The sequence below is a fragment of the Pseudarthrobacter sp. MOO14 genome, assembly GCF_058267675.1.
On the sequence record NZ_CM177849.1, the window covers coordinates 3,713,138 to 3,736,435 of the forward strand.

Annotated in this window: 23 protein-coding genes and 1 tRNA gene; 17 read left to right on the forward strand and 7 right to left on the reverse strand. The window is 65.3% G+C overall.

Annotated features, from left to right (window positions below):
• Positions 1 to 22: 22 nt before the first annotated feature.
• The 8 genes from AC4EEV_RS17190 to AC4EEV_RS17225 all read left to right on the forward strand — a co-directional run bounded on the left by AC4EEV_RS17190 (position 23) and on the right by AC4EEV_RS17225 (position 8,241).
• A complete protein-coding gene (locus AC4EEV_RS17190) occupies positions 23 to 1,489 on the forward strand; it encodes an NAD(P)/FAD-dependent oxidoreductase (protein ID WP_491330908.1) in 1,467 nt (488 codons plus the stop codon).
• Between the two features lie 105 nt (positions 1,490 to 1,594).
• Positions 1,595 to 1,668 (forward strand) — tRNA-Leu (locus tag AC4EEV_RS17195).
• Between the two features lie 246 nt (positions 1,669 to 1,914).
• Positions 1,915 to 3,147, forward strand: coding sequence for a branched-chain amino acid ABC transporter substrate-binding protein (locus tag AC4EEV_RS17200; RefSeq protein WP_018761905.1), 1,233 nt, complete (start codon positions 1,915 to 1,917; stop codon positions 3,145 to 3,147).
• Between the two features lie 153 nt (positions 3,148 to 3,300).
• The gene (locus tag AC4EEV_RS17205; protein ID WP_018761904.1) at positions 3,301 to 4,308 is read left to right on the forward strand and encodes a branched-chain amino acid ABC transporter permease; all 1,008 of its coding nucleotides are present in this window, start codon (positions 3,301 to 3,303) and stop codon (positions 4,306 to 4,308) included.
• Positions 4,305 to 5,549, forward strand: a complete 1,245-nt coding sequence (locus AC4EEV_RS17210) for a branched-chain amino acid ABC transporter permease (RefSeq protein WP_018761903.1) — start codon at positions 4,305 to 4,307, stop codon at positions 5,547 to 5,549. Before AC4EEV_RS17205 ends, AC4EEV_RS17210 begins: the two co-directional genes overlap by 4 nt.
• Positions 5,546 to 6,493 carry an ABC transporter ATP-binding protein gene (locus AC4EEV_RS17215; RefSeq protein WP_285320106.1) on the forward strand — a complete coding sequence of 316 codons (948 nt, stop codon included), beginning with the start codon at positions 5,546 to 5,548 and terminating at the stop codon, positions 6,491 to 6,493. The genes AC4EEV_RS17210 and AC4EEV_RS17215 overlap by 4 nt, the downstream gene beginning before the upstream one ends.
• Positions 6,480 to 7,193: an ABC transporter ATP-binding protein gene (locus tag AC4EEV_RS17220; protein WP_018761901.1), complete on the forward strand. Its 714-nt coding sequence runs from the start codon at positions 6,480 to 6,482 to the stop codon at positions 7,191 to 7,193. Before AC4EEV_RS17215 ends, AC4EEV_RS17220 begins: the two co-directional genes overlap by 14 nt.
• 148 nt (positions 7,194 to 7,341) lie before the next feature.
• Positions 7,342 to 8,241 (forward strand): Bax inhibitor-1/YccA family protein, encoded by a 900-nt coding sequence (locus tag AC4EEV_RS17225; RefSeq protein ID WP_491329565.1) that lies wholly within the window; start codon positions 7,342 to 7,344, stop codon positions 8,239 to 8,241.
• Positions 8,242 to 8,350: 109 nt separating this feature from the next.
• Here the strand turns inward: AC4EEV_RS17225 and galK are convergent, their stop codons facing one another.
• Both galK and galT read right to left on the reverse strand, forming a co-directional pair.
• Complete coding sequence (galK, locus tag AC4EEV_RS17230) at positions 8,351 to 9,532, reverse strand: galactokinase (protein WP_491329566.1); 1,182 nt, start codon at positions 9,530 to 9,532, stop codon at positions 8,351 to 8,353.
• Positions 9,529 to 10,683 carry a galactose-1-phosphate uridylyltransferase gene (gene galT / locus AC4EEV_RS17235; protein ID WP_491329567.1) on the reverse strand — a complete coding sequence of 385 codons (1,155 nt, stop codon included), beginning with the start codon at positions 10,681 to 10,683 and terminating at the stop codon, positions 9,529 to 9,531. The genes galK and galT overlap by 4 nt, the downstream gene beginning before the upstream one ends.
• A gap of 100 nt (positions 10,684 to 10,783) precedes the next feature.
• Between galT and AC4EEV_RS17240 the strand changes: the two genes are divergently transcribed.
• Genes AC4EEV_RS17240 through AC4EEV_RS17255 form a run of 4 tightly spaced genes read left to right on the forward strand, consistent with a single transcriptional unit; the run spans position 10,784 to position 14,965 of the window.
• A complete protein-coding gene (locus tag AC4EEV_RS17240) occupies positions 10,784 to 11,758 on the forward strand; it encodes an aldose 1-epimerase family protein (RefSeq protein ID WP_491329568.1) in 975 nt (324 codons plus the stop codon).
• A gap of 25 nt (positions 11,759 to 11,783) precedes the next feature.
• On the forward strand, positions 11,784 to 13,100 hold the full coding sequence (locus AC4EEV_RS17245) for an AI-2E family transporter (RefSeq protein WP_240617806.1): 1,317 nt from the start codon (positions 11,784 to 11,786) through the stop codon (positions 13,098 to 13,100).
• Between the two features lie 3 nt (positions 13,101 to 13,103).
• Positions 13,104 to 14,342, forward strand: coding sequence for a threonine ammonia-lyase (ilvA, locus tag AC4EEV_RS17250; protein ID WP_109863468.1), 1,239 nt, complete (start codon positions 13,104 to 13,106; stop codon positions 14,340 to 14,342).
• 8 nt (positions 14,343 to 14,350) lie between these two features.
• Entirely contained in the window at positions 14,351 to 14,965 is a 615-nt protein-coding gene (locus tag AC4EEV_RS17255; protein WP_491329569.1) for a rhomboid family intramembrane serine protease, read from the forward strand.
• A gap of 104 nt (positions 14,966 to 15,069) precedes the next feature.
• Here AC4EEV_RS17255 and greA read toward each other — a convergent pair whose 3' ends face one another.
• The gene (gene greA, locus AC4EEV_RS17260; RefSeq protein ID WP_018761893.1) at positions 15,070 to 15,564 is read right to left on the reverse strand and encodes a transcription elongation factor GreA; all 495 of its coding nucleotides are present in this window, start codon (positions 15,562 to 15,564) and stop codon (positions 15,070 to 15,072) included.
• 151 nt (positions 15,565 to 15,715) lie between these two features.
• Positions 15,716 to 16,174 carry a DUF4307 domain-containing protein gene (locus tag AC4EEV_RS17265; protein ID WP_491329570.1) on the reverse strand — a complete coding sequence of 153 codons (459 nt, stop codon included), beginning with the start codon at positions 16,172 to 16,174 and terminating at the stop codon, positions 15,716 to 15,718.
• 128 nt (positions 16,175 to 16,302) lie between these two features.
• On the opposite strand from AC4EEV_RS17265, the gene mca reads away from it, so the two are divergent.
• Together mca and AC4EEV_RS17275 are read left to right on the forward strand one after the other, a co-directional pair.
• Positions 16,303 to 17,208 carry a mycothiol conjugate amidase Mca gene (gene mca / locus AC4EEV_RS17270; RefSeq protein WP_018761891.1) on the forward strand — a complete coding sequence of 302 codons (906 nt, stop codon included), beginning with the start codon at positions 16,303 to 16,305 and terminating at the stop codon, positions 17,206 to 17,208.
• A 98-nt stretch (positions 17,209 to 17,306) separates the two neighbouring features.
• Positions 17,307 to 17,636, forward strand: coding sequence for a hypothetical protein (locus AC4EEV_RS17275; RefSeq protein WP_109863465.1), 330 nt, complete (start codon positions 17,307 to 17,309; stop codon positions 17,634 to 17,636).
• A gap of 7 nt (positions 17,637 to 17,643) precedes the next feature.
• Here the strand turns inward: AC4EEV_RS17275 and trhA are convergent, their stop codons facing one another.
• Positions 17,644 to 18,387, reverse strand: a complete 744-nt coding sequence (gene trhA, locus AC4EEV_RS17280) for a PAQR family membrane homeostasis protein TrhA (protein ID WP_018761889.1) — start codon at positions 18,385 to 18,387, stop codon at positions 17,644 to 17,646.
• Between the two features lie 149 nt (positions 18,388 to 18,536).
• Here trhA and AC4EEV_RS17285 point away from each other — a divergent pair, with 149 nt between their 5' ends.
• Positions 18,537 to 19,298 carry an isoprenyl transferase gene (locus tag AC4EEV_RS17285; RefSeq protein ID WP_018761888.1) on the forward strand — a complete coding sequence of 254 codons (762 nt, stop codon included), beginning with the start codon at positions 18,537 to 18,539 and terminating at the stop codon, positions 19,296 to 19,298.
• A gap of 239 nt (positions 19,299 to 19,537) precedes the next feature.
• Positions 19,538 to 20,956 carry an RNA 5'-3' helicase PhoH2 gene (phoH2, locus tag AC4EEV_RS17290; protein WP_109863464.1) on the forward strand — a complete coding sequence of 473 codons (1,419 nt, stop codon included), beginning with the start codon at positions 19,538 to 19,540 and terminating at the stop codon, positions 20,954 to 20,956.
• Positions 20,957 to 21,173: 217 nt separating this feature from the next.
• On the opposite strand, the gene AC4EEV_RS17295 is transcribed toward phoH2, so the two are convergent.
• Positions 21,174 to 21,821: a GNAT family N-acetyltransferase gene (locus AC4EEV_RS17295; protein ID WP_491329571.1), complete on the reverse strand. Its 648-nt coding sequence runs from the start codon at positions 21,819 to 21,821 to the stop codon at positions 21,174 to 21,176.
• Positions 21,822 to 21,863: 42 nt separating this feature from the next.
• A complete protein-coding gene (locus AC4EEV_RS17300) occupies positions 21,864 to 22,658 on the reverse strand; it encodes a hypothetical protein (RefSeq protein WP_491329572.1) in 795 nt (264 codons plus the stop codon).
• Between the two features lie 60 nt (positions 22,659 to 22,718).
• Between AC4EEV_RS17300 and AC4EEV_RS17305 the strand changes: the two genes are divergently transcribed.
• Positions 22,719 to 23,264, forward strand: coding sequence for a prepilin peptidase (locus tag AC4EEV_RS17305; protein WP_491329573.1), 546 nt, complete (start codon positions 22,719 to 22,721; stop codon positions 23,262 to 23,264).
• The last annotated feature ends 34 nt before the right edge of the window (positions 23,265 to 23,298 follow it).

Below are 23,298 nucleotides of genomic sequence, written 5' to 3' on the forward strand. Positions count from 1 at the left end.
CAAACTGCGCTATCCTTAAACTCTGGCAACCACCCCACAGCTCCAGGACCGTCCCAGGGTACTCGTCGTCGGCGGCGGGTACGTCGGCCTGTACGTAGCACTGAAACTGCAGAAGAAGATCGCGAATGCCGGTGGAATTGTCACCGTCGTTGATCCCCTGCCCTACATGACTTACCAGCCCTTCCTTCCCGAAGTGGCCGGCGGCAACATCGAAGCCCGCCACGCGGTGGTGTCCCACCGCCAGCACCTCAAGCAGACGGAACTGATCCAGGGCCGCGTCACCTCGATCGACCACGTCAACCGGACGGCTGTGGTGGCACCCGCCGACGGCGGCGAAAACTTTGAGGTTCCCTATTTCGACGTCGTCCTCGCAGCCGGCGCCATCACCCGCACGTTCCCCATCAAGGGCCTGGCGGACAAGGGCATCGGCCTGAAGACCATCGAAGAAGCCGTTGCCCTGCGCAACAAGCTGCTGGAGCGCATCGAAGTTGCCTCCACCATGACGGACCCCGCTGCTCGCACCAAGGCCCTCACCTTCGTGGTGGTCGGCGGCGGCTTCGCCGGCATCGAGTGCATTACCGAAATGGAAGACCTCGCCCGCGCCGCCGTGCGCAACAACCCGCGCGTCAAGCAGGAGGAAATCCGCTTCGTCCTGGTTGAAGCCATGGGCCGCATCATGCCCGAGGTCACCGCCAAGCAGGCCGACTGGGTCGTGGAGCACCTCCGCAGCCGTGGCATCGAGGTCCTGCTGAACACGTCGCTGGACAGCGCCGAGGGCAGCCTGAAACTCATCAACCTGCCGGACAAGACGCCCGCGCAGGAATTCGAGGCCGACACCCTGGTGTGGACTGCAGGCGTGCAGGCCAATCCCATGGTCCGTTCCACCGACTTCCCGCTCGAGCCGCGCGGCCGCGTCCGCGTCCTGCCGGACCTGCGCATCGCCGGCGACGAAGGCATCGTGGAGAACGCCTGGGCAGCCGGTGACATCGCGGCTGTTCCGGACCTCACCGGGAAGGGCCTCCCGGACGGCACCTGCGTCCCGAACGCCCAGCACGCCCTCCGCCAGGCCAAGCGCCTCGCGAAGAACCTCTGGGCCTCGCGCTGGGAAAAGCCGCTGGGGGACTACAAGCACAAGAACCTCGGTGCCGTGGCCGGCTTCGGCGAATGGAAGGGTGTTGCCAACATCAACCTCCTGGGCCGGATCGGCCTCAAGGGCGGTCTTGCCTGGCTGGCACACCGCGGTTACCACGGCATGGCCATGCCCACCGTTGAGCGCAAGTTCCGCGTCATCCTGAACTGGATCATCAGCTTCTTTGCCGGCCGCGACACCACGCAGCTGCTGGACCTGGACAACCCGCGCGGCGCCTTCGTCGCGGCGGCCACCCCGGCTCCCAAGCCTGCGGCTGCACCCGCAGCCGTTCCTGCGTCCGGCTCCGGTTCATCCGCCACGACCGCTCCTAAGGAAACGGTGGCGGCAAACGCCAAGTAGCGCCTCCGCGCTTCAGCACGCCGACGGCGGCTGTTCCCTTTCCCGGGGACGGCCGCCGTCGGCGTTTCCCTGCAATACGTCGCCGGCAGGTACCATTGACCCGGCGCCCCAGTAGCCCAATTGGCAGAGGCAGCGGACTTAAAATCCGCGTGTTGTGGGTTCGAGTCCCACCTGGGGTACAACTGCGACGCACGGGGAACTTACGCCCCCACCATCGAAAGCCGCCTGCATTGCAGGCGGCTTTCGCCATTTAATTCCACATAGGCAACGACTGTTATAAGGCTGTGACCTCAGTCACTTAGATTCGCTGCCTTCCATGCACTAGCTTGAACCTAAATCAGGAATACCTGGTCCCATTTTCGGGCGCCGCAGCGCCCCATTGATCCGCACGCGCATCGCATGGCCCTGTTTCGGAAGGCAGACAAATGTACCGAAAGAAAGTCCTCACCTCGTTGGCAGCAGCAGCCACATTCAGCATGCTGCTGTCGGCCTGCGCCAACCAGGCGGGCCCCGGCACCACCGAAAGCTCCGGCTCCTCCAGCAAAGTGAACATCCCCGCCATTTCGAAGGTGGATGTTCCTTCCGGCGCGGTCAAGCCGGCCGGCGACGGCAAGGCAACCTGCCCGGCCACCACCACGCTGGCCTATGCCGGCGCTCAGACCGGCCCGAACGCACAGCTGGGCGTCAACATCTTCAACGGCATCCAGCTCGCCATCGACCAGCACAACAAGGCCAACCCGGGCTGCCAGGTCCAGTTCAAGAAGTTCGACACCGAAGGTGACCCGAACAAGGCCACCGGCCCGGTGACCCAGTTGGTGAGCGAGCCCGACATCCTTGGTGTCATCGGCCTGCCGTTCTCCGGCGAGTCCAAGGCAACCGGCAACATTTTCGAGCAGAAGGGCCTGGTCCACATCACCCCGTCGGCCACCAACCCCACGCTGACCGAAAACGGCTGGACCACCTTCTTCCGCGGCCTCGGCAACGACGCCGTCCAAGGGCCGGCCGCCGCGAAGTTCCTCACCGGCAAGCTCGGGGCCAAGAAGGTATACCTGGTCCAGGATGACTCCGACTACGGCATCGGCCTGGGCACCTCCACCTCTGCAGGCCTGGGCAGTGCCCTGGCCGGCACGGAGAAGGTAACCACGGGGCAGAAGGACTTCTCCGCAGTCATCTCCAAGATCATGAACGCCAAGGCCGACGCCGTCTTCTACGCCGGCTACTACGCCGAAGGCGCACCGTTCGACCAGCAGCTGGTTGGAAAGGGATTCACCGGAACATTCGTGGCACCCGACGGTGTCAAGGATGACCAGTTCATCAAGCAGGCAGGCGATGCCTCGAACAACGCCTACTTCACCTGCCCCTGCCTCCCGGGTGAACTGATCCCGGACTTCGCATCCGCTTACAAGGACGTCTCCAAGGGCGCCGAGCCCGGTACGTACTCCATCGAAGGCTACGATGCCGCAACGGTGCTCCTGTCCGGCATCGACGCGGGCAAGCAGAGCCGCGCAGATCTGCTGTCGTGGGTGAAGTCCTACGACAAGGACGGCTTCAGCAAGCACTACAAGTGGGATGCCAAGGGCGAGCTCCAGGCTCCGACCGTCTACGGCTACAAGGTGGAAAACGGGAAGATCGTTCCGATCGGCCCCATCGGGGAGTAGCAAACCGGCGGGAATCGGCTGTGGGGGCCAGCACTGCAGGCCCCCACAGCCTTTTCTTCGCTTGGCAACAAACCCAGGACCAAGCTACGTCACTAGACATAAGTCCCTCGGCCGGGCCCACAAGGCCCCGTGCAACTGGATCAGGATGTTCCCATGCTTCCCTCTCTCGTCCCACTGCTCCCGACTGAAAATGACTGGATCACTTTCGATATACCGTCCCTGGCCCAGAATTTCTGGAGTGCCACCTTTGACGGCCTGACGTTCGGCGCCATCTACGCGCTGGTCGCCCTTGGCTACACCCTCGTGTACGGCGTCCTGAACTTGATTAACTTCGCACACTCTGAAGTGTTCATCGTTGGCTGCTACGCCGTCTTCTTCACCCTGAGCAGCCTGGGCTTCGGCCCGTCCGTTCCCCGCCTCGACATCTGGGCCATCATCCTGAACCTGCTGCTGGCCTTGGTCCTTGCCATGCTGGCCTCCGCAGTCACGGCCTTCCTGCTTGAGCGCATTGCCTATAAACCGCTCCGGCAACGCAACGCCCCGCGCCTGGTCTTCCTGATCACCGCCATTGGCGCCTCGTTCACCATCCAGTACCTCATCTACCTGTGGCGCGGTCCCAGCCCCGAACTTGCGCTGACAATGTTCCGGCCCACCCCCATCTTTGATGTCTTCGGCACCATCGTCGATTCCCAGCAGCTGGTGATCATCATCGCAGCCGTCATCATGATGGTCGGCATCGACCGTTTCATCAGCAAGTCCCGCACCGGCCGCGGCATCAGGGCAGTCGCCCAGGACCCGGACACCGCGACGTTGATGGGTGTCAACAAAGAGCGCATCATTATTACCACCTTCATCATCGGGGGCCTGCTCGCAGGAGCCGCAGCATTGTTCTACGTCATGAAAATCCCCTCCGGTGTCCAGTACAGCGGCGGATTCGTCCTCGGCATCAAGGCCTTCGCCGCAGCCGTGCTCGGGGGCATCGGCAACGTCCGCGGCGCCCTGCTGGGTGGACTGCTGCTCGGCTTGATCGGCAACTACGGCCAGATCCTGCTCGGAAACTCGCAGTGGACCGACGTCGTGGCCTTCGTGGTGCTGGTGCTCGTGCTGCTGCTGCGGCCCGAAGGCATCCTGGGCACGTCCCTTGGAAGGAGCAAAGCATGAGCATGACGGATGGACCCACGCCGCTGCAGACGGCGGCCGCCGCACAGGCTGCTGAGGACCGGGAAGCCTCGTCCAAGGCGGCCGGCAGGAGCGATCTGCGCCAGCGCGGGAAACGCAAGTCCGGGTACTTCTCCGACCGGTGGCACGCCCTGTCGCGCCAGCAGCAGTGGGCATTCCTGGTCATCGTCGTTGTCCTGGCCTACCTGCTCCCGCTGCTCAACCCGCCCATCATCACCACCGAGCCGGGCAACAATTTCGCCTTGGCATGCTTCGATATGGCACGGTTTGCCCTCATCGCGGTAGGCCTCAACGTGGTGGTGGGATACGCAGGCCTGCTGGACCTTGGGTATGTTGCCTTCTTCGCCGTTGGCTCATACTGTGCGGCGATGCTGACCAGCCCCGATTCACCCTTCCTGCACATCCCTTACCTGTGGACCATTCCGGTGGCCATGGCCGTGACAATGTTCTTCGGCGTGGTGCTGGGTGTCCCCACCCTCCGGCTTCGGGGCGACTACCTGGCCATCGTGACGCTTGGATTTGGTGAGATCGTCCGCATCCTGGCCACGATCATTCCCGCCATGAAGGGCCAGGTCGGTTTCCAGAACGTCGGCCATCCGCCCGGTACCGAAGCTGACGGTACGCCCATCTTCTCCAACTCGAACGGTGTGCCCTGGTACTGGCTGACCCTGACCATCATCATCATCGTCACCCTCCTGGTGGGCAACCTGGAGCGCAGCCGGGTTGGCCGCGCCTGGATCGCCATCCGCGAGGATGAGGACGCAGCTGAAATCATGGGTGTTCCCACCTTCAAGTACAAGGTGTGGGCATTTGCCATCGGCGCCGCGATCGGCGGCCTTTCCGGCGCGCTTTTTGCCGGGCAGGTGGGGTTCGTCAATAACCAGAAGTTCGACGTCACCACCTCAATCCTGTTCCTCGCTGCCGTCGTGCTCGGCGGGGCCGGCAACAAGGTCGGCGCCATCCTGGGTGGGGCCCTGGTCAGCTACATTCCGTTGAGGTTCACGGCCATCGCCGAGTACAAATACCTGATCTTTGGCATCGCCCTGGTCCTGATCATGATCTTCCGCTCGCAGGGGCTGCTCCCGGCACGGCAGCGCCTGCTCGCCTATGGCCGGACAGCTTTCAATAAGGTCGCGGCCCGGGACACGCAAACCAAAGACACGGACAATCCAACAGCCGGCCCCGGGACCCGCACGGCCGGAGAGAGGGGAGCGGAGGCATGAGTTCCGAGGAACGGCAGGCCGGCTCCGGCAGCGTCGGGGAGCAGCCGGACAAGGGCAGCCCGGCAGTTGCAGCACCCGAAATGGACATCGAAGCCCTGGCCGAAGCCGGGGTGGACCAGGAACTGGCCGAGAAAGTGGCACCGGACCGCGATATCGCGGTTGCGGTGGGCGACAACATCGTGGAGGTCCAGAACCTCACGATCAAGTTCGGCGGCCTCGTGGCATTGGACAACGTCAGCTTCAACATCAAGCGCGGCGAGATCCTGGGGCTTATCGGTCCCAACGGCGCCGGCAAGACGACCTGCTTCAACGCCATGACCGGGGTCTACAAGCCCACCAGCGGGAAGGTGGTGTTGGAGGGCCAGGTCCTGAACGGCATCAAGCAGCATAAGATCACCCGTCTGGGCTTGTCCCGCACTTTCCAGAACATCCGGCTCTTCGGCGAAATGACGGCGTTGGAAAACGTGGTGGTGGGCCTGGACGCGCGGCACCGGACCAGCGTTGGCGGGGCCCTGCTGCGACTGCCCACCCACATCAAGGAGGAAAAGTCCGCCATCGAGCGCGGCATGGCACTGCTTGATTTCGTGGGCATCAGCAGCCACGCCCACGTCCTGTCCCGCCAGCTGCCTTACGGTTTCCAGCGCCGGCTGGAGATCGCCCGGGCACTGGCTACCGATCCGAAGGTACTCTGCCTCGACGAGCCGGCCGCCGGCTTCAACCCGGCCGAGAAAGAGGAGCTGATGGCGCTCATCCGCACCATCAGGGACGAGGGTTACACCGTACTGCTGATCGAGCACGACATGAAGCTCGTGATGGGTGTCACCGACCGGATCGTGGTGCTGGAGTTCGGGAAGAAGATCGCGGACGGACTGCCGCGCGAGATCCGCGAAGACCCGAGGGTCATTGCCGCCTACCTAGGAGAGCCCGAAGATGACGTTGCTTGAACTTGAGGACGTTTCCGTCCACTACGGCCGCATCCAGGCGCTGCGGAACATCTCCTTCACGGTGGAAGAAGGCGAAGTGGTGGCGCTGATCGGCGCCAACGGCGCCGGCAAGACCACCACCATGCGCACCATCTCCGGCCTGTTGAACTGCTCCGAGGGAAAGATCACCTTCGCGGGCCAGGACATCACCAAGATGAAGGCGCACATCCGGGTGGTGCACGGGATTTCGCAGGCGCCCGAGGGCCGTGGGATCTTCCCGGGCATGACGGTGATGGAAAACCTCGACATGGGCACCTTCGGGCGCAAGGACAGAAGCGGCGTATCCAAGGACCTGGACCGCGTCTTCGACTTGTTCCCGCGGCTGAAGGAACGCGAGAAGCAGTTCGGCGGAACCATGTCCGGGGGCGAGCAGCAGATGCTCGCCATCGGACGGGCCCTGATGTCCAACCCGAAGCTGCTCCTGCTGGACGAGCCGTCCATGGGGCTGGCACCGCAGTTCATCCGGCAGATCTTCAAGATCATCAAGGAGATCAACAACCAAGGCACCACCGTCCTGATGGTGGAGCAGAACGCCAACCAGGCCCTGGCGGGAGCGCACCGGGCCTTCGTCCTGGAGACCGGCGAGATCACGCACAGTGGCACCGGCAAGCAATTGCTGGAAGATCCCTCCATCAAAGAGGCCTACCTGGGCGTGGGATAGCTGCCCTGCGGGGCCCGGTTGTCCGGGAGGCAACGGTCACGGTTCGGTTGCAACCGGGCCCCGCGGGAACTTTCACCACGGCCTCCACGTGGGACTTGGTAGCGTAACAATCAGCTCATCACCCACACCCACATGGAGGAATTGCGCAATGGCACTTGGCGGCAACCCGATCTTCAACGGAAAGAGTTTCCGTGGCGCCACCCAGGCACCGCCTGTCCCGCAGGCTCCGTACGGTGCTCCTTACGGCCAGGCGCCGTACAGTCAGCAGCCGTACGGCCAGCCGTCCTACGGCCAGCAGGGGTGGGGCACCCAATCCCAGGGCATGACGGACGAACAACTCCAGCAGATGTACAACCAGCCGTCTGCCGGCCCCGCCGACACCGGCAGGATGACGTTCGACGACGTCATCATGAAGACCGCGGCCTGCCTCGGCGCCGTGCTGGTAGGCGCAGCCATCACGCTGACCGTTGGCCTGGGGCTGGCCTCCCTGCTGATGATCGTCGGAGCCCTGGGCGGTTTCGTGCTGGCCCTGGTCAACACGTTCAAGAAGCAGCCCTCGCCCGCACTCATCCTCGCCTATGCCGCCCTGGAAGGACTCTTCCTTGGCGGCCTGACCCGGATCCTGGATACGCAGTACCCAGGTGTGGGCCTGCAGGCAGTCGTCGGCACGCTTTCGGTCTTCGCCGTAACCCTCCTGCTGTTCAAGAGTGGCAAGGTGCGTGCAACACCCAAGGCCATGCGCTTCTTCATGATCGCACTCGGCGGCTACGCCCTGTTCTCCATCGTCAACCTTGTCATGATGATGACCGGCCTGACGCAGGAGCCCTTCGGCCTGCGCAGCGGCATGATCGGCGTCGTCATCGGCCTGCTGGCGATTGGGCTTGCCGCCTTCTCGCTGGTCATGGACTTCACCAGCATCGAGGCCGGAGTCCGCAGTGGCGCTCCGCAGCGCTTCTCCTGGACGGCGGCCTTCGGCCTCACCGTCACGCTGGTCTGGCTGTACGTGGAAATCATCCGCCTGCTGGCCATCCTGCGCGGCGACGACTAGGCACCGGCGGCAACTGCCGCCGTCGTCAGCAAAGGCCGTGGGCCCCACCAAACGGTGGGGCCCGCGGCCTTTTGCGTCCGCAGCCCGTCAGGGCTGAGCGGTAGCCCGCCTAGGCAATACGCATGGCGCCGGCGGCAGGGGACACAGTGAAGATGTCCGGTGCCGTGAAGCCGGCGTCGGAGAAGGCCTTCGCGACGGCGGTCCGCACCCTCTGCTCCGCATCCACGGGGGTCAGGGCGATCGCTGCCCCGCCGAACCCGCCTCCGGTCATGCGGGCACCGAGGGCCCCGTTCGCCCGTGACGTGTCCACGGCCAGGTCCAGCTCCGGGCACGAAATTTCAAAATCATCCCGCATGGAGGCGTGGCTGGCATCCAGCAGGGGTCCGATGGCAACCGGGCCGGCACCGTCCAGGAGTTCGACGGTCTGGAGCACCCTGTCGTTTTCAGTCACCACGTGCCGCACCCGCCTGAACGTCACCTCATCGAGCAGCCCGGCAGCCTCTTCAAGGTCACCCACCTGGACGTCCCGCAGCGCCTTGACCCCGAGGACCTCCGCCCCGAGCTCGCAGGACGCGCGCCGGGAGGCGTAGCCGCCGTCGGCATGGGAATGGGACACCTTGGTGTCGATGACCAGCAGCACCAGGCCGGCGGGTTCTGTCTCGAACGGAACCAGGGCGGCTTTCTGGTCCCGGCAGTCGAGGAACACCGCATGGCCCTTGGCGCCGCGCAGCGACGCGGACTGATCCATAATCCCCGTGGGCGCGCCCACGAAGTCGTTCTCCGCACGCTGCGTTGCCAGCACCATCTCCTGGGCCGTAAGCCCGGCGCCGGTGAGGTCGTTGAGTGCGGAGATCACGGCGCATTCGATGGCGTGCGACGACGACAGGCCGGCGCCCAGCGGCACCGTGGAGTCAAGGAGCAGGTCCAGGCCGGGGACGTCGATGCCGCGCTCCCGGAGGGCCCACATTACACCCAGGGGGTACTTGGTCCAGCCCTTGGCTGTTCCGGGCTGCAGGGACTCCAGCGAGGTGGTAACGACGCCTTGGTCACCGTACGTGGACAGCAGCCGCACGGTCCGGTCCGGGCGGACCGCGACGGCCACCCGGGCGGTGCGGTCGATGGCGAACGGAAGCACGAACCCTTCGTTGTAGTCGGTGTGCTCGCCGATGAGGTTGACCCGGCCCGGCGCCTGCCACACGCCGTCTGCAGTGCCACCGAAAGCCTCGGCGAAGCGGACGGCGAGATCGACGGCGGAAACCTGGGCTGTGCCGGCCTGGTCCTGGCTGCTCACGCGGAAGCTCCTTCTGGTGCGGCCGCCACGGCGGACGGCTCTGTGGACGCCGGGACAGAGACACTGCGCAGGCGCTCCGCCACGCTTTCCGGCGTGGTGTCGTTGATGAACGCGCCCATCGCTGCCTCCGAGCCGGCGAGGTATTTCAGCTTATCCGCTGCCCTGCGCGGGGAGGTCAGCTGCAGGTGGAGGTAGCCGGCCGGGCGGAGGACTTCATCCAGGGGAGCCTGGTGCCACGCGGAGATGTAGGGCGTGGGCGTGGGGTAGAGGGCATCCACCCGCTTGAGCAGGTCGAGGTACACCTCCGCCAGCTCGTCCTTCTCCTCCCCGTCCAAGGCGGCAAGGTCGGGGACGTGGCGATGCGGCACCAAGTGGATCTCCAGGGGCCACCGGGCGGCGAAGGGCACATAGGCGCTGAAATGCGTCCCCTCCACCACCATCCGGCTGCCATCTTCGCGTTCTGCACGCAGCAGGGAGCCGGTCAGGGTTTCGCTCCCGTCCTTGGCGTCGTAGTACTTCCGGGCGGCAGCGCCCAGGACGCCGGCGCGGGGTGTGACGTAAGGGTAGGCGTAGATCTGTCCGTGTGGGTGATGCAGCGTCACGCCGATATCGGCGCCCCGGTTCTCAAACGGGAACACCTGCTTGATGCCGGCCATGGCGCTGAGCGCAGCGGTGCGCTGTGCCCACGCCTCGATCACCGTGCGGGACCGTTCCCGGGTCAGTCCGCTGAACGAACCGGTGTGTTCAGGAGTGAAGGAGACAACCTCGCAGCGCCCGTAGGCGGGACCTTTCGTTCCCCATCCCGGAACCGCCGGAACGGGCCCCAACGCAGGGCCGAGGGACGGGAAGCGGTTTTCGAATACCACCACGTCGTAGTCGGAAGCCGGAATCTCTGACGCGTTCGAGTCAGTGGTGGGGCAAATGGGGCATTGGTCCGCCGGAGGCAGGTGTGTCCGTGTCTGCCGGTGGGCAGCCACAGCCACCCATTCCCCGGTGAGGGCGTCGAACCGGATCTCGCCCGGTTCGCCCCTGGGCGGCAGCCCGCGATGGTCCGTGGTGAGTTCCGCGGTCCGGGGCGTGGTGCTGCCCGCATCGTCGAAGTACATCAGTTCCCGACCGTCGGAGAGCGTGGTGGTGGTCATCCCTGTCATGGCAAAAGTTTCTCATAAACGCTCAAGAAAGAATAGTTAACAACAAAAAGTAACAGTGACGCTCATGCGGGTGCGGTGCCGCCCGTTGTACGGTAGGCCCATGACTGCCTCTTCCGAACCCGAAAACCAAGGTGCCGCGTCCCTCCCGTCCTGCGCGACCGGCCGCCAATACGAGCTGCACCGTGGCGATGCCGCGGCCGTGGTCACCGAGCTGGCGGCAGGCCTGCGCTCGTACCACCGGGGCGGTGTCCTGCTCACGGAAACCTACGGCGATGACCAGATCGCTCCCGGCGCCACCGGGATTACGCTGGCGCCCTGGGCCAATCGGGTGGAGGACGGGACCTGGTTCCTGGACGGGAAGAAGCAACAGTTGGACATCACGGAAGTGTCCCGCAACAACGCCAGCCACGGACTCCTCCGGAACACCGGCTACTCCCTCGTGGGGAGGTCGGAACATTCGGTGGAACTTGAAGCCACCGTCTTTCCGCAGCATGGGTACCCCTTCCTGGCCCGGCACCGGGTGCACTACCAGCTCACCGACGACTTGGGACTGCACGTCAGGCAGACGCTCATCAACGATTCCACGGCTCCGGCTCCCTTCGTCCTGGGCGCACACCCCTACCTGCGGGTCGGCGACACGCCGGTCGAGGACCTGAAGCTGACAGTCGCCGCCGAAACCCGGCTGGTGGCCGATGACCGCCTGATCCCGCGCAGCACGGCGCCGGTGGACGGAGATACCGACTTCCGCTCCGGCAGCGCGATTGCCAATCTCGCAGTGGATGTCGCCTTGACCGACCTGCGCTACGACGGGGGCAGGGCGCGGCACACCCTGGCCGCCGCCGACGGCGCCGCGGTGTCGCTCTGGCAGGACGAAGCCTGCCGCTATGTCCACGTTTTCGTCAGCACCGAATACCCCGGCCGGACCCGCGCCGTGGCCGTGGAACCGATGACCGGACCAGCGAACGCTTTCAACTCCGGAGACGGCCTTCGCTGGCTGGCGCCGGGCGAATCCTTCAGCATCGAATGGGGGATTGACTATGTCCCGGCCCCGGCCGGGGCGTTGGTTTCCCATTAGCGCAAGGCTGCGGAAGTATTGGGTTATGACGCCACATGAGGACGCCGTAACCCAGGCAAACCAACCTTCTGCCCCCGCTGCCCCGCTGAGGGTGCTGACGGATCGTGAACTCGACAAGGACATTCCCTACGGCGTCCGCATTGCGGCGTCCTGGTCGTGGCGGCTGGGACTGATCCTGCTGATGGCAGGAACCCTCGTGTGGCTGCTGAGCAAGATCACGCTCCTGATCATTCCGATCATGGTGGCCGCGCTCCTTGCAGGACTCCTGAGTCCGGTCACGCACTGGTTGAAACGCCGGCGCCTGCCCGCCGGCCTCGCCGTGGCCGTGACGGTCCTGGGCTTCATCGGGGTCATCGCCGGTGCGCTGGCCCTGGTGGGCCGCCAGCTTGCGGTCGGGTTCGGAGAACTCTGGTCACAGGCCCTCGAAGGCATACGGCAGGTCCAGGACTGGCTGTCCACGGGCCCCCTGCACCTCACGGACGCCCAGGTGGACCAGTACGTCAAAGACGCCAGTGACGCGCTGCAGAACAATAGCAGCAGCATCCTCAGCGGTGCGCTCTCCTTCGGCAGCACCGCCGGACACTTTGCGGCCGGGATGCTCCTGTCACTGTTCATCCTTATCTTCTTCCTGCTGGAAGGAGACCGGATCTGGGCTTTCCTGGTCAGGCTGCTGCCCCGAAAGGCACGGGCAGCGACGTTCGGTGCAGGCCGCAAGGGCTGGGCGTCAATGGTCAGCTATGCGCGCATCCAGATGTTCGTCGCTGCCGTCGACGCGATCGGTATCGGCGTAGGCGCGGCCATAATCGGTGTCCCGCTGGCGCTTCCGCTCGGCGTGTTGGTCTTCCTCGGCTCCTTCATCCCGGTGGTGGGCGCCCTGGTGACGGGCGCCGTCGCCATCCTGCTCGCCTTGGTGGCCAACGGCCCGGTCAACGCGCTGGTCATGCTGGCCATCGTCCTGCTGGTCCAGCAACTCGAGGGCCACATCCTGCAACCCCTGGTCATGGGCAAGGCCGTCTCGCTGCACCCTGTGGCGGTAATCCTCAGCGTTGCGGCGGGCTCGTACCTCGCCGGAATCCCCGGGGCGCTCTTTTCGGTACCCATCCTGGCCGTAGCAAACTCGGCCGTTCGCTACATTGCCGCAAGAACGTGGGAACATGAACAAGTGCCGGTCATCGCCGGAAAGCCCATCACAGCAGGAGCGGGCGGGGACAACACCATCGAGGACGTTGAACCGCAGGCTGCATCCGATGCGGGGCTGGAGGCGGCCGGCGCAACAGCCGAAAACCGCGATGCCCGCACCGCCTCCCGAGAGGGCACCGGAGCCGAATCCAGAGGAGAGTAGTCCGTGAAGATCCTTGAAACCCTTCCCGTCACACTGGACGATGTCCTTGAGGCGCAGAAGCTGCTTGACGGGATTATTGCGCGCACCCCCGTGGAATCGTCCCGCGCGCTGGGCGGCATGGTGGGCGGTGACGTCTACTTCAAATGCGAAAACCTGCAACGGGCCGGGTCATTCAAGGTGCGCGGTGCCTACGTCCGCATGGCGCGGCTCTCCGCGGACGAGAAGAAGCGCGGCGTGGTGGCAGCGTCCGCCGGCAACCACGCCCAGGGTGTAGCCGTTGCCGCCAAGAGCCTGGGCATCAAGGCCCGCATCTACATGCCCCTGGGAGTGGCTCTGCCCAAGCTCGCCGCGACCCGCAGCCATGGCGCCGAAGTGATCCTCCATGGACACAACGTTGACGAGGCGCTGGCCGAAGCACAGCGCTACAGCAATGAGACCGGAATGGTCTTCGTCCACCCGTTCGACAACGTGGACGTCGTGGCAGGGCAGGGGACCGTTGGCCTCGAAATCCTGGAGCAGGTGCCCACCGTCGACACCGTACTCATGGGCGTGGGTGGCGGAGGGCTCCTTGCTGGGGTCGCCGTCGCCATCAAGGCCCGGGCCAGGGAACTCGGCCGCGAGATCCGCATCATCGGCGTCCAGGCGGAGAATGCCGCCGCCTACCCGCCCTCGCTGGCCGCCGATGCCCTGGTGCCGCTGAAGAAGGTTTCCACCATGGCTGACGGCATCGCCGTGGGCCGCCCGGGGCAGTTGCCCTTCAGCATAATCCGCGAACTGGTCGATGACGTGGTCACCGTCAGCGAGGACTCCCTGGCCCGTGCCCTGATCTTCCTGCTGGAACGGGCCAAAATGGTGGTGGAGCCCGCAGGTGCGGTGGGCGTCGCGGCCCTGATGGACGGCAAGATCGAGAACCCGGGAACCACCGTGGCCGTCCTCTCCGGCGGCAACATCGATCCCATGCTGATGCTCAAGGTCATCCAGCGCGGCCTCTCTGCCGCCGGTCGCTACATGACCGTTCGAATGATGCTGGACGACCGTCCCGGCTCCCTGGCAACCATTGCGCGCATCATCGCCGAAAACGATGCGAACGTCACCGGCCTGGACCACACCCGCGTGGGTGGTTCCATCAGCATGGGCGACGTATCCATCACGGTGAATCTTGAGACCAAGGGCCACCAGCACGGTGAGCAGGTCCTCAGCGCACTCCGCGCTGAAGGTTTCCAGCCGATCGTGGTCCATTAGGACAGGGCATGGCCGGACCTGCTGGTAACGGACGCCTCCCCGGGCGCCAAACCCTGGCGTCGCGCGCGAAGGGCGGCCTGGCGGTGCTGGGCGGCTTCCTTGCCCTGTTGTTCGCCCTGGAGGTGGCCAACTCGCTGATGATGGGCGCGCTGGTCAGGACATTCGGGCTGCGGCCCAGGAGCGCCGACGGGCTGCTGGACATCTTCACCTTCCCGCTGCTGCACGCCAACCTGAACCACCTGCTCTCCAACAGTTTTCCACTGGTTATCTTCGGGTTCCTGGTGTTCCTGTCCGGGCTGCGCGTCTTCCTGACCGCGCTGGCCTTCAGCTGGCTGGGCAGCGGCCTGACCGTGTGGCTCATTGGCGACGGCGTTACCGTGGGGGCATCCGGCCTGGTCTTCGGGTTGTTCTCGTTCCTCCTGGTGCGAGGCTTCTTCAACCGGAGCTGGCGGCAGATCCTGCTCGCCGTGGTCCTGTTCATGGGCTACGGGAGCATCCTGTTGGGCGCCCTGCCGTTCGTTGCCGGTTACGTTAGCTGGCAAGCGCACCTGGGCGGTGCTGCCGGCGGTGTCGTGGCTGCGCTCCTGCTCCGGCCCCGCGTCCCGGCAACCGTGGGGCCCTGAGCAAAGCGCCTGTGTGCCGGCACGGTCGGCTTTAAACACTGCGGCGGCCGTCCCCTGAGGGGACGGCCGCCGCAGTGTGCCAGCGTCGGCCAGGCCGGCGAAGGCTAGGCTGCGTAGGGCTTGGCGGAGAGGATCTCCACCTTGATGTCTTTGCCGTTCGGAGCGACGTAGCTGAGGGTGTCCCCCTCCTTATGGCCCACGATGGCGGCACCCAGCGGCGACTTTTCGCTGAAGACATCCAGATCCGAGTCGCCGGCGATTTCACGGGAGCCCAGCAGGAACGTCTCTTCGTCCCCGGCGATTTTGGCCACCACGATCATGCCCGGTTCCACGATGCCGTCATCGGCAGGTGCTTCGCCCACGTGGGCATCCCGAAGCAGCACGGTCAGCTGGCGGATGCGGGCTTCAATCTTGCCCTGCTCCTCCTTGGCTGCGTGGTAACCGCCGTTTTCCTTGAGGTCGCCCTCTTGCCGCGCTGCTTCAATCTTCTGGACGATCTCCGCCCGGCCTGCGCCGGAAAGGTGGTCCAGCTCTGCCTTCAGGCGGTCAAAAGCTTCCTGGGTGAGCCAGGCTGCAGAAGCGCTGTTGGTGGTAGACACGGACTTCTCCTCTGGTGGTCCTACATGCAAAAGACCCCGCCATGGTGGCCACTTGTGGAGCAGCAACCAGCTCAGCGGGGTAAAGGTATCTATCCAGTGTAGTCAATCACTTGGAGATAACCCAACCTGGACGAGTCGCCGGTCACATCCCTTATTGCGCCTGGCTGGGAATCCAGCAGCTGTCCACCAGGCCCGACACGGACTCCGACTCAGTGAGCACGGTGACGCGCTGGGCGACTGTCCTGCCGCCGTCGGCCGTTCCATCCGCCGCCGACGGCGGGATGTCAACCACCTTCCAGCCGACGACGGCGAACTTGGAATCCAGTGCCTTGACGGCGCACTTCACGGCGTTTCCGGGCTCGCGGGTGACCTGGAAGTCGACCTCGGCAACGGTGGAATCGGTGGTGCTGTAGCCGATGTCCTTGTACGTCACCCCGGACAGGGAATTCGACGTCGAAACCCATGCCAGGAACCCGATTCCGGCCGCGAGGGCGATGCCGATGGCGGTGCGGGTGGCCTTGGGAGTGAACCGGCGCTTTTTAGCACCATACCGATTGGCTAGGCTAGTGTCTGCGGGCGCGGGTTGGGCCGGCTGGTCCGGGGAAGTCACCAGACCAGTTTAGTGCCCTTTCCGCCGGCTCTCTGCGGCGGCCGTGGCCGCCGGTGGGGCACGACGCCCGCTTCAACATCCTTCGGCTGCCACAAGCCGCGAAACAAGAATAAGGAGCCGTCCTTTCCATGACAGCGTCCAGCAACTCCCAGGTGCCGCTCCGGCTGCTCGCAGTCCATGCCCACCCGGACGACGAATCCAGCAAGGGCGCTGCGACCATGGCCATGTACGCAGCCACGGGCGTGGATGTCATGGTGGCAACCTGCACGGACGGGTCGCGCGGCGACATCCAGAACCCGGCAGTCGAAGGCGAACCACACCCGAAGCGGGACATGGCCGGTGCCCGCAGGCTGGAAATGGCCAACGCAGCCTCCATCCTTGGCATCAAGCAGGCGTGGCTTGGATTCGTCGACTCCGGACTTCCCGAAGGCGATCCCCTTCCGCCGCTTCCGGCCGGTTCGTTCGCCACCTTGCCCCTGGAACGGGCTGCGGCGCCGCTGGTGCGGCTGGTCCGTTCGTTCAAACCGCACGTCATCCTCAGCTACGACGAAAACGGCGGCTACCCCCACCCTGACCACATCATGGCCCACCGTGTGGCTGTGGAAGCTTTCGAAGCCGCCGGCGATCCGGGACGCTACCCGGACGCGGGGGAGGCGTGGGAGCCGAGCAAGCTCTACTACGACCGCGCCTTCAGCCCCGAACGGTTCCGGGCCCTGCACTTTGCGCTGGAAGAGGCTGGCCTCCAGTCCCCGTATGCCGAGCGTTTGGCCGCGTGGCTCGAATCCGACGCCGAGGGCCACACCCCGCCGCCGGCGCCGCACCCCACCACCACACAGATCGACTGCGGCGACTACTTTGAAGTTCGTGACGACGCCCTGCGCGCCCACCGGACGCAGGTGGACCCGCTGGGGTTCTTCTTCGCCGTCTCACCCGACATGCAGCGCCGGACCTGGCCCTGGGAGGACTACTCCCTGATCCATTCGAGGGTGCCGTCCGAGCTCCCGGAGAAGGACTTGTTCGCCGGGCTAAGATAGTCAGAGCAGGCTTTTTCTATCAAGCGTAGAAGTCGGGTGCGTCCCAGGCCCGTGCTGTCCGCCTCCTGCTGCATCCGTTCCACCAAAAGGTATCAATCGTGCATTCACTGCTCCTCCGCCTCGCCACCACGCCGACCCCGTTGCCCACTCCAACGCTTCGGGACGGGATCTCCGAGGACCAGGTGACCCCCGGCCTGCTGGGGTTCGTCATGACGGCCTTCTTCGTGGTGGCCACGGCCTTGCTGATCGTCGATATGGTGCGCCGGATCCGCCGGGTGCGCTACCGCGCCCAGGTGGAGGAAGAACGCATGGCGGCCGCAACCGCGGCAGACGTGGAGGCGGCTGACGCGCAGGACGGGCTCGACGACGGCCCGCGCCCGGCAGCGCCGGAGTCCAACGGAAACGGGCTCCAGCGGCCGGGGGAGTAAACCGGCGTCAGGCCAGGACGGCCAGTGCGATGGCAACGAAGTGCGCTGCGAAAGCCAGCACCGTCAGTGCATGGAACAGTTCGTGGAAGCCGAAGTGGTGGTAGCTGAAGTTTGGCTTCTTCAGGGCGTAGAAGACGGCGCCGGTGATGTAGAGAACTCCGCCCACGCAGATCAGGACCGCTGAAGCCGGGCTCGCCTGGAAGAACTGCGGCAGGTAGAACAGGGCGCCACAGCCCAGCGCGATGTAGATGGGCACGTACAGCCAGCGGGGCGCATCGGTCCACAACAGCCGGAACAGCACGCCAAGGATGGCCCCGGACCAGATGACCCACAGGAGGATCACCGCCTGCGGGCGTTCCAGGAGCGTCCATGCCAGCGGCGTGTAGGTGCCGGCGATGACGAGCATGATGTTGGTGTGGTCCAGCCGCTTGAGGACCAGCTTGACCCGTGGGGACCAATTTCCGCGATGGTAGACGGCACTGACACCGAACAGCAGCACGCCGGTGGCCGCAAAGACGGCAGAGGTGATCCGCCGGTCCGCGGTAGGGGCCAGGACAACCAGGACGATGCCCGCGGCAAGCGCCAGCGGGGCGGTGACGGTGTGGATCCAACCCCGCCATTTCGGTTTGATCATCAGCAGTTCCGCCAGGCGGACGGCAGCATCATCCACTGCGTTGGGCCCGGGCCCGTCGCCGGGGTTGCTGCCCTCCGGCCCGGACGGCCGGGAACTGTGCGGAGCGTCGCTGTTCATTGGTCCAGAATAACTTACGCATCGGTAAGTTACTCGTTGGTAACTTAGCGTCGGATCCGCCTCCCGGACCCCGGCGCGTCCCGGAGCGCTGCTGGCGGTAGCCTAGGATGTGGATGTACGTACGGCAGGAAAGTCAGGTGAGTGGACGCGTGGAGTTGCCCGGGTTCCTCTATGGCTACTACGAACGCCGGCTGCTGAAGGATCTCCCGCGCGACCGGATTCCCCGCCACATTGGCGTCATGGTAGACGGCAACCGGCGCTGGGCCAAGCAGTTCAACGCCCCCACCAGCCAAGGCCACCAGGCGGGCGCGGACAAGATCCATGAGTTCCTCGGCTGGTGCCAGGAACTCGGCGTCAAGGTGGTCACGCTGTACATGCTGTCCACTGACAACATGAACCGGTCCAGCGAGGAATTGGACCTCCTGATGGGCATCATCGCCAACACGCTGGACCGGCTCGATGACGACGCCAATATTTCCGTCCACGCGATGGGTGCCCCTGAACTGCTTCCGGACTACTTGGCCGAGCGGCTCAACAAGCTGACTGCGCGGACTCCGGTGCGGGAAAAGATCCACGTCAACGTCGCCGTCGGGTACGGGGGAAGGCGGGAAATTGTCGACGCCGTCCGCGAACTCCTGCACGACGCCGTCGCCAAGGGCATGGACATTTCCAAGCTCGCCGACGACCTGTGCGTCGATGACATCTCGCGCTTCCTCTACACCCGCGGCCAGCCTGACCCGGACCTGGTGATCAGGACATCGGGGGAGCAACGGCTCTCCGGCTTCCTCATGTGGCAAAGCGCCTACAGCGAGTTCTATTTCTGCGAGGCCCTGTGGCCTGCCTTCCGAAAAGTCGATTTCCTCCGCGCCCTGCGTGACTACGCCGGGCGGCAGCGGCGCTTCGGCGCCTGACACCCCCGGTTCAGCACGAGTTAATCGACGCGCAACGGGAATCGCCGCGTAATGGTTGCGGAAACTTGGCCGGGTGGATTTACGTTATATCCATCAGCAGGCAAAACCGCCGGCTGATCGGGGAGGCCAATACATGGAGCGAAACATCGCACCGGTTGTATGGGAGGCCGGACCCGGCCTCGTGGCCGAGCCGCCTCACCAATAACAATTCCGGGCTGGTGCCCGGGGCTGGAGTCGATGTGGCTACTTCTGAACGACTGCCCGAGGTCCTGGCTGGACAGGGCGGAAAAGCTACCTCTCGCGCCGAGCGCGCCACTTTTGAAACCGGCGCAGCAACTGATGCTGCGGCCGGTTTCGCTGTCTCCGGAAGGGAAGCCGACATCCACACCTTCGTCATCGACACGTCAGTCCTGCTCTCGGACCCCCGGGCACTCCTGCGGTTCGCCGAGCATGAAGTCGTGGTGCCAATCGTTGTGATCACCGAACTTGAGGCAAAACGGCACGACCCCGAACTGGGCTACTTCGCCCGGAAGGCCCTGCGGCTCCTGGACGACCTCCGGGTCAAGCACGGCGGACTGAACCAGGCCATTCCCATTGGTGACGACGGCGGCACCCTGGTGGTGGAGCTCAACCACATTTCGGCGGAGGTACTGCCACTGGGCTTCCGCAGCGGTGACAACGACAGCCGGATCCTTGCCGTCGCCAAGAACCTGGCCAACGAGGGCCGCAACGTCACTGTGGTCTCCAAGGACCTCCCCATGCGGGTCAAAGCGTCCGCCATGGGCCTTACCGCCGACGAATACCGCAATGAGCTCGTCAAGGACTCAGGCTGGACCGGTGTCGCCGAAATCGAAGCCGACGAACAGGAGATCTCTACCCTGTACGGGCACGAACCCGTGTTCATCCCCGCCGCGGCGGAACTGCCCGTCAACACCGGCCTGGTCCTGCTTTCCAACCGCGGCTCGGCCCTGGGCCGGGTGGGGGCGGACAAGCAGGTGCGCCTGGTCAAGGGCGATCGAGATGTCTTCGGCCTCCACGGCCGGTCCGCCGAGCAGCGGCTCGCCATCGACATGCTGATGGATCCGGGCGTCGGCATCGTGTCCATTGGCGGACGCGCCGGCACCGGAAAATCGGCGCTCGCCCTTTGTGCGGGCCTCGAGGCCGTACTCGAACGCCGCGAACACCGGAAGGTGATTGTGTTCCGGCCGCTCTACGCCGTGGGCGGCCAGGAACTTGGCTACCTGCCCGGTTCGGAATCCGAAAAGATGAACCCCTGGGCCCAGGCCGTCTTCGACACGCTCGGGGCCTTGGTCAGCCAGGAAGTGGTGGAGGAAGTCATGGACCGCGGCATGCTCGAGGTCATGCCGCTCACGCACATCCGCGGCCGCTCCCTGCACGACGCCTTCGTGATCGTGGACGAGGCGCAGTCGCTGGAGAAGAACGTGCTGCTGACGGTGATGAGCCGAATGGGACAGAACTCCAAGATCGTCCTTACCCACGACGTCGCCCAGCGGGACAACCTCCGCGTCGGGCGCCACGACGGAATCGCCGCCGTCGTCGAAACCCTGAAGGGACACCCGCTCTTCGGCCACGTCACCCTCACCCGCTCAGAGCGCTCGCCCATCGCAGCGCTGGTGACGGAGCTGCTCGAAGGCTAGTACCTGAGTTGGCAAGGGGCCGTGGCCGGGTTCGCCGGGCCACGGCCCTTCGCCGTCGCTTAGACACGACGCATAGGGGCACCTGCGGTCGTTCGGCGAGCTGCGCACATGTCCGGTTCGAGTCCTTCGCGTAGCGGCGCGCCGGGAGGTGTCTAAGCGACGGCGAAGGGCTCGAAGCGGACGGACCCGGCCACTGCCCGGCCAACCCAGCCCGGACTTACGCGACCTTCAGGAACTTGGCCGCTGCTTCGTGGCCCTCCACCTTCAGCATCCATTCGGGGCGATTGAAGGTTTCGGGGGTGAGGCGGACGTGCTGGAGCGTTTCGACCTTGGTACCCCAGGCTTTGCGGGTGATCCCGTTCAGTTCGTAGCCAAGGGAGCGCGAGACGCCCAGGGAGGCGTCGTTCCAGGATGCGGCCTCGGATTCGGCCACGTCGGCGCCCAGCCAGTCAAAGGCCCAGAGCACGACGGCAGCACGCATCTCCGTGCCCAGTCCGCGCCCTTGGACGGACTGCTGAAGCCAGGAGCCGGTGCTGACGGTCTTGAGGCTTGCGAAGTCCTTGGCACCAACGTCCTGGCAGCCGACAAAACGTCCCTCGTGCCAGATGCCAAGCAGCAACGTCCAGTTTTCCGGGGAGCATTCGGCCCTGCACCGCCAGTACCAGCGGGCCATGTTCGGGCCCAGTTCGTCGTCCGGAAGTTCCGTCCAGGGCATACTGAACGGGTTGCGGCCGGCCTCGTGGATGCCGCTGCGGGCCGCTGCCACGGCGGCGGGCACGTCCTGATCGGTGATGGGCCGGAGCTCAAGCCGGGGTGTGGCCAGCCGAAGGTCGAACAGGGGCCAGATGGAGCTCAGGGAAGTCATCCGCGAAGCCTAGCTGATCGTCACCGCCGGTACCTGTCACGCTCAGGCGGGGAGGTCCCAGGTGATGTGCCGCCGGACGTCTGTGAGGTTCATGGACTGGGCCAGGAACAGGTCATCAAGCATGTATTCGTCCACGGCAATGATGCGGATCCAATGCCCGTAATCACCGGTCCCCGGTTCCAGTGACCGGCTGGCGACGCAGACCCCGGTGCCCACGTCCACGCGGAGGCGCGTGCGCCCGGGAAGGCACAGCGGAGCAGCGGCATTCCCCGGGTGGTAGGCGGCGTTAGGGACCACCACCGCTTCCAGGGCGGCCCTGCCTTCGTGCTCGACATGGTGGATGTCCTTGATGTCCAGTGCGTTGCTGCCCGGGAATTCGATGGGAACCGGAGCGTTGCCGGCGAGCTCAACGGGGTCCAGGGCGGCCGAGAAGCGTCCGTTGCCGAAACCCGGTTCGCCGTACGCTGCCTCAGGCCTGCGGCGGACCTGTCCGGCGTCGTCATAGACGGGGGTGACCAGATGGGGCGGCAGGAGCCAGGACTTGCGGGTGGAGCTGACGTAGAAGTCACCACGGGAATCGTTGATTCCGGTGGTGCTGTGCAGCACCAGGCCATCCGGACTCTCCAGCCGGAGCGCCCCGGGCCGCCGCAGCCATGCCCGGACGAACGGCGCCCCCGGTCCGGGAGCCGCATCGAATGGCTGGTCCCAGTACTCGAACCTCAGGGACTGCCACTTCCAGGGGGATGACCGGCACAGGTTCCGGAACGCGGCAGCCGGATCCGCGGGTGTGCCAGGAGGGTCCGGAACCGTCCGGCGCCGGGACTCCCAGGTCGACATATCCACAGTTTACGCGGCGGCGCTACGGCCGGTACTGCCGGATCCAGTAGCATCCGAGGGGTGATCGGACGACTGGGCGACCTGTGGCAGTACACCCCCGTGGCCTTCTGGCTGGTGCTGGCCGCCTGCCTCTACTTTGTGGTGATGGCTGTGCGGCTCACCGTTATCGATGTCCGGCACCATCTCCTGCCCAACCGAATCGTGTTTCCCTCCTATGCCGTGGCAGGATTCCTTCTCCTGGCCGCAGCGGCGACGGGCTGGGGCGGGGCGGTGGCGGCCGCGGGGGATCCGAACGGCAACCCCATCATGCCTGTTGTCAGGGTGCTGGCGGGGGCCGCGATCCTCTGGCTTTTCTACTTCGTCCTTCGCCTTGCCTATCCGCCCGGGATGGGATTCGGCGATGTGAAGCTGGCGGGCGTGTTGGGCATGTACCTTGGCTACCTCAGTTGGGGACATCTCTTCGCCGGCACCTTCCTCGCGTTCCTGCTCGGCGGCCTGTGGTCGCTGGCGCTGCTGGCGGCCCGCAGGGGAACGCTGAAGTCCGCCATCCCGTTTGGCCCGTTCATGCTTGCCGGGGCCGCGGCCGCCATGCTGCTGCCGGCTTAGGTTTACGGCCTTGGGACGTCTTTGGCCTTGGGTA

What these genes read in the sequence shown, in the direction of transcription:
- AC4EEV_RS17200 (WP_018761905.1), top strand. Translation starts at nt 1,915, where the DNA reads ATGTACCGAAAGAAAGTCCTCACCTCGTTGGCAGCAGCAGCCACATTC.
- AC4EEV_RS17205 (WP_018761904.1), top strand. Translation starts at nt 3,301, where the DNA reads ATGCTTCCCTCTCTCGTCCCACTGCTCCCGACTGAAAATGACTGGATC.
- AC4EEV_RS17210 (WP_018761903.1), top strand. Translation starts at nt 4,305, where the DNA reads ATGAGCATGACGGATGGACCCACGCCGCTGCAGACGGCGGCCGCCGCA.
- AC4EEV_RS17215 (WP_285320106.1), top strand. Translation starts at nt 5,546, where the DNA reads ATGAGTTCCGAGGAACGGCAGGCCGGCTCCGGCAGCGTCGGGGAGCAG.
- AC4EEV_RS17220 (WP_018761901.1), top strand. Translation starts at nt 6,480, where the DNA reads ATGACGTTGCTTGAACTTGAGGACGTTTCCGTCCACTACGGCCGCATC.
- AC4EEV_RS17225 (WP_491329565.1), top strand. Translation starts at nt 7,342, where the DNA reads ATGGCACTTGGCGGCAACCCGATCTTCAACGGAAAGAGTTTCCGTGGC.
- galT (WP_491329567.1), bottom strand. Translation starts at nt 10,683, where the DNA reads ATGACAGGGATGACCACCACCACGCTCTCCGACGGTCGGGAACTGATG.
- AC4EEV_RS17240 (WP_491329568.1), top strand. Translation starts at nt 10,784, where the DNA reads ATGACTGCCTCTTCCGAACCCGAAAACCAAGGTGCCGCGTCCCTCCCG.
- AC4EEV_RS17245 (WP_240617806.1), top strand. Translation starts at nt 11,784, where the DNA reads ATGACGCCACATGAGGACGCCGTAACCCAGGCAAACCAACCTTCTGCC.
- AC4EEV_RS17255 (WP_491329569.1), top strand. Translation starts at nt 14,351, where the DNA reads ATGGCCGGACCTGCTGGTAACGGACGCCTCCCCGGGCGCCAAACCCTG.
- mca (WP_018761891.1), top strand. Translation starts at nt 16,303, where the DNA reads ATGACAGCGTCCAGCAACTCCCAGGTGCCGCTCCGGCTGCTCGCAGTC.
- trhA (WP_018761889.1), bottom strand. Translation starts at nt 18,387, where the DNA reads ATGAACAGCGACGCTCCGCACAGTTCCCGGCCGTCCGGGCCGGAGGGC.
- AC4EEV_RS17295 (WP_491329571.1), bottom strand. Translation starts at nt 21,821, where the DNA reads ATGACTTCCCTGAGCTCCATCTGGCCCCTGTTCGACCTTCGGCTGGCC.
- AC4EEV_RS17300 (WP_491329572.1), bottom strand. Translation starts at nt 22,658, where the DNA reads ATGTCGACCTGGGAGTCCCGGCGCCGGACGGTTCCGGACCCTCCTGGC.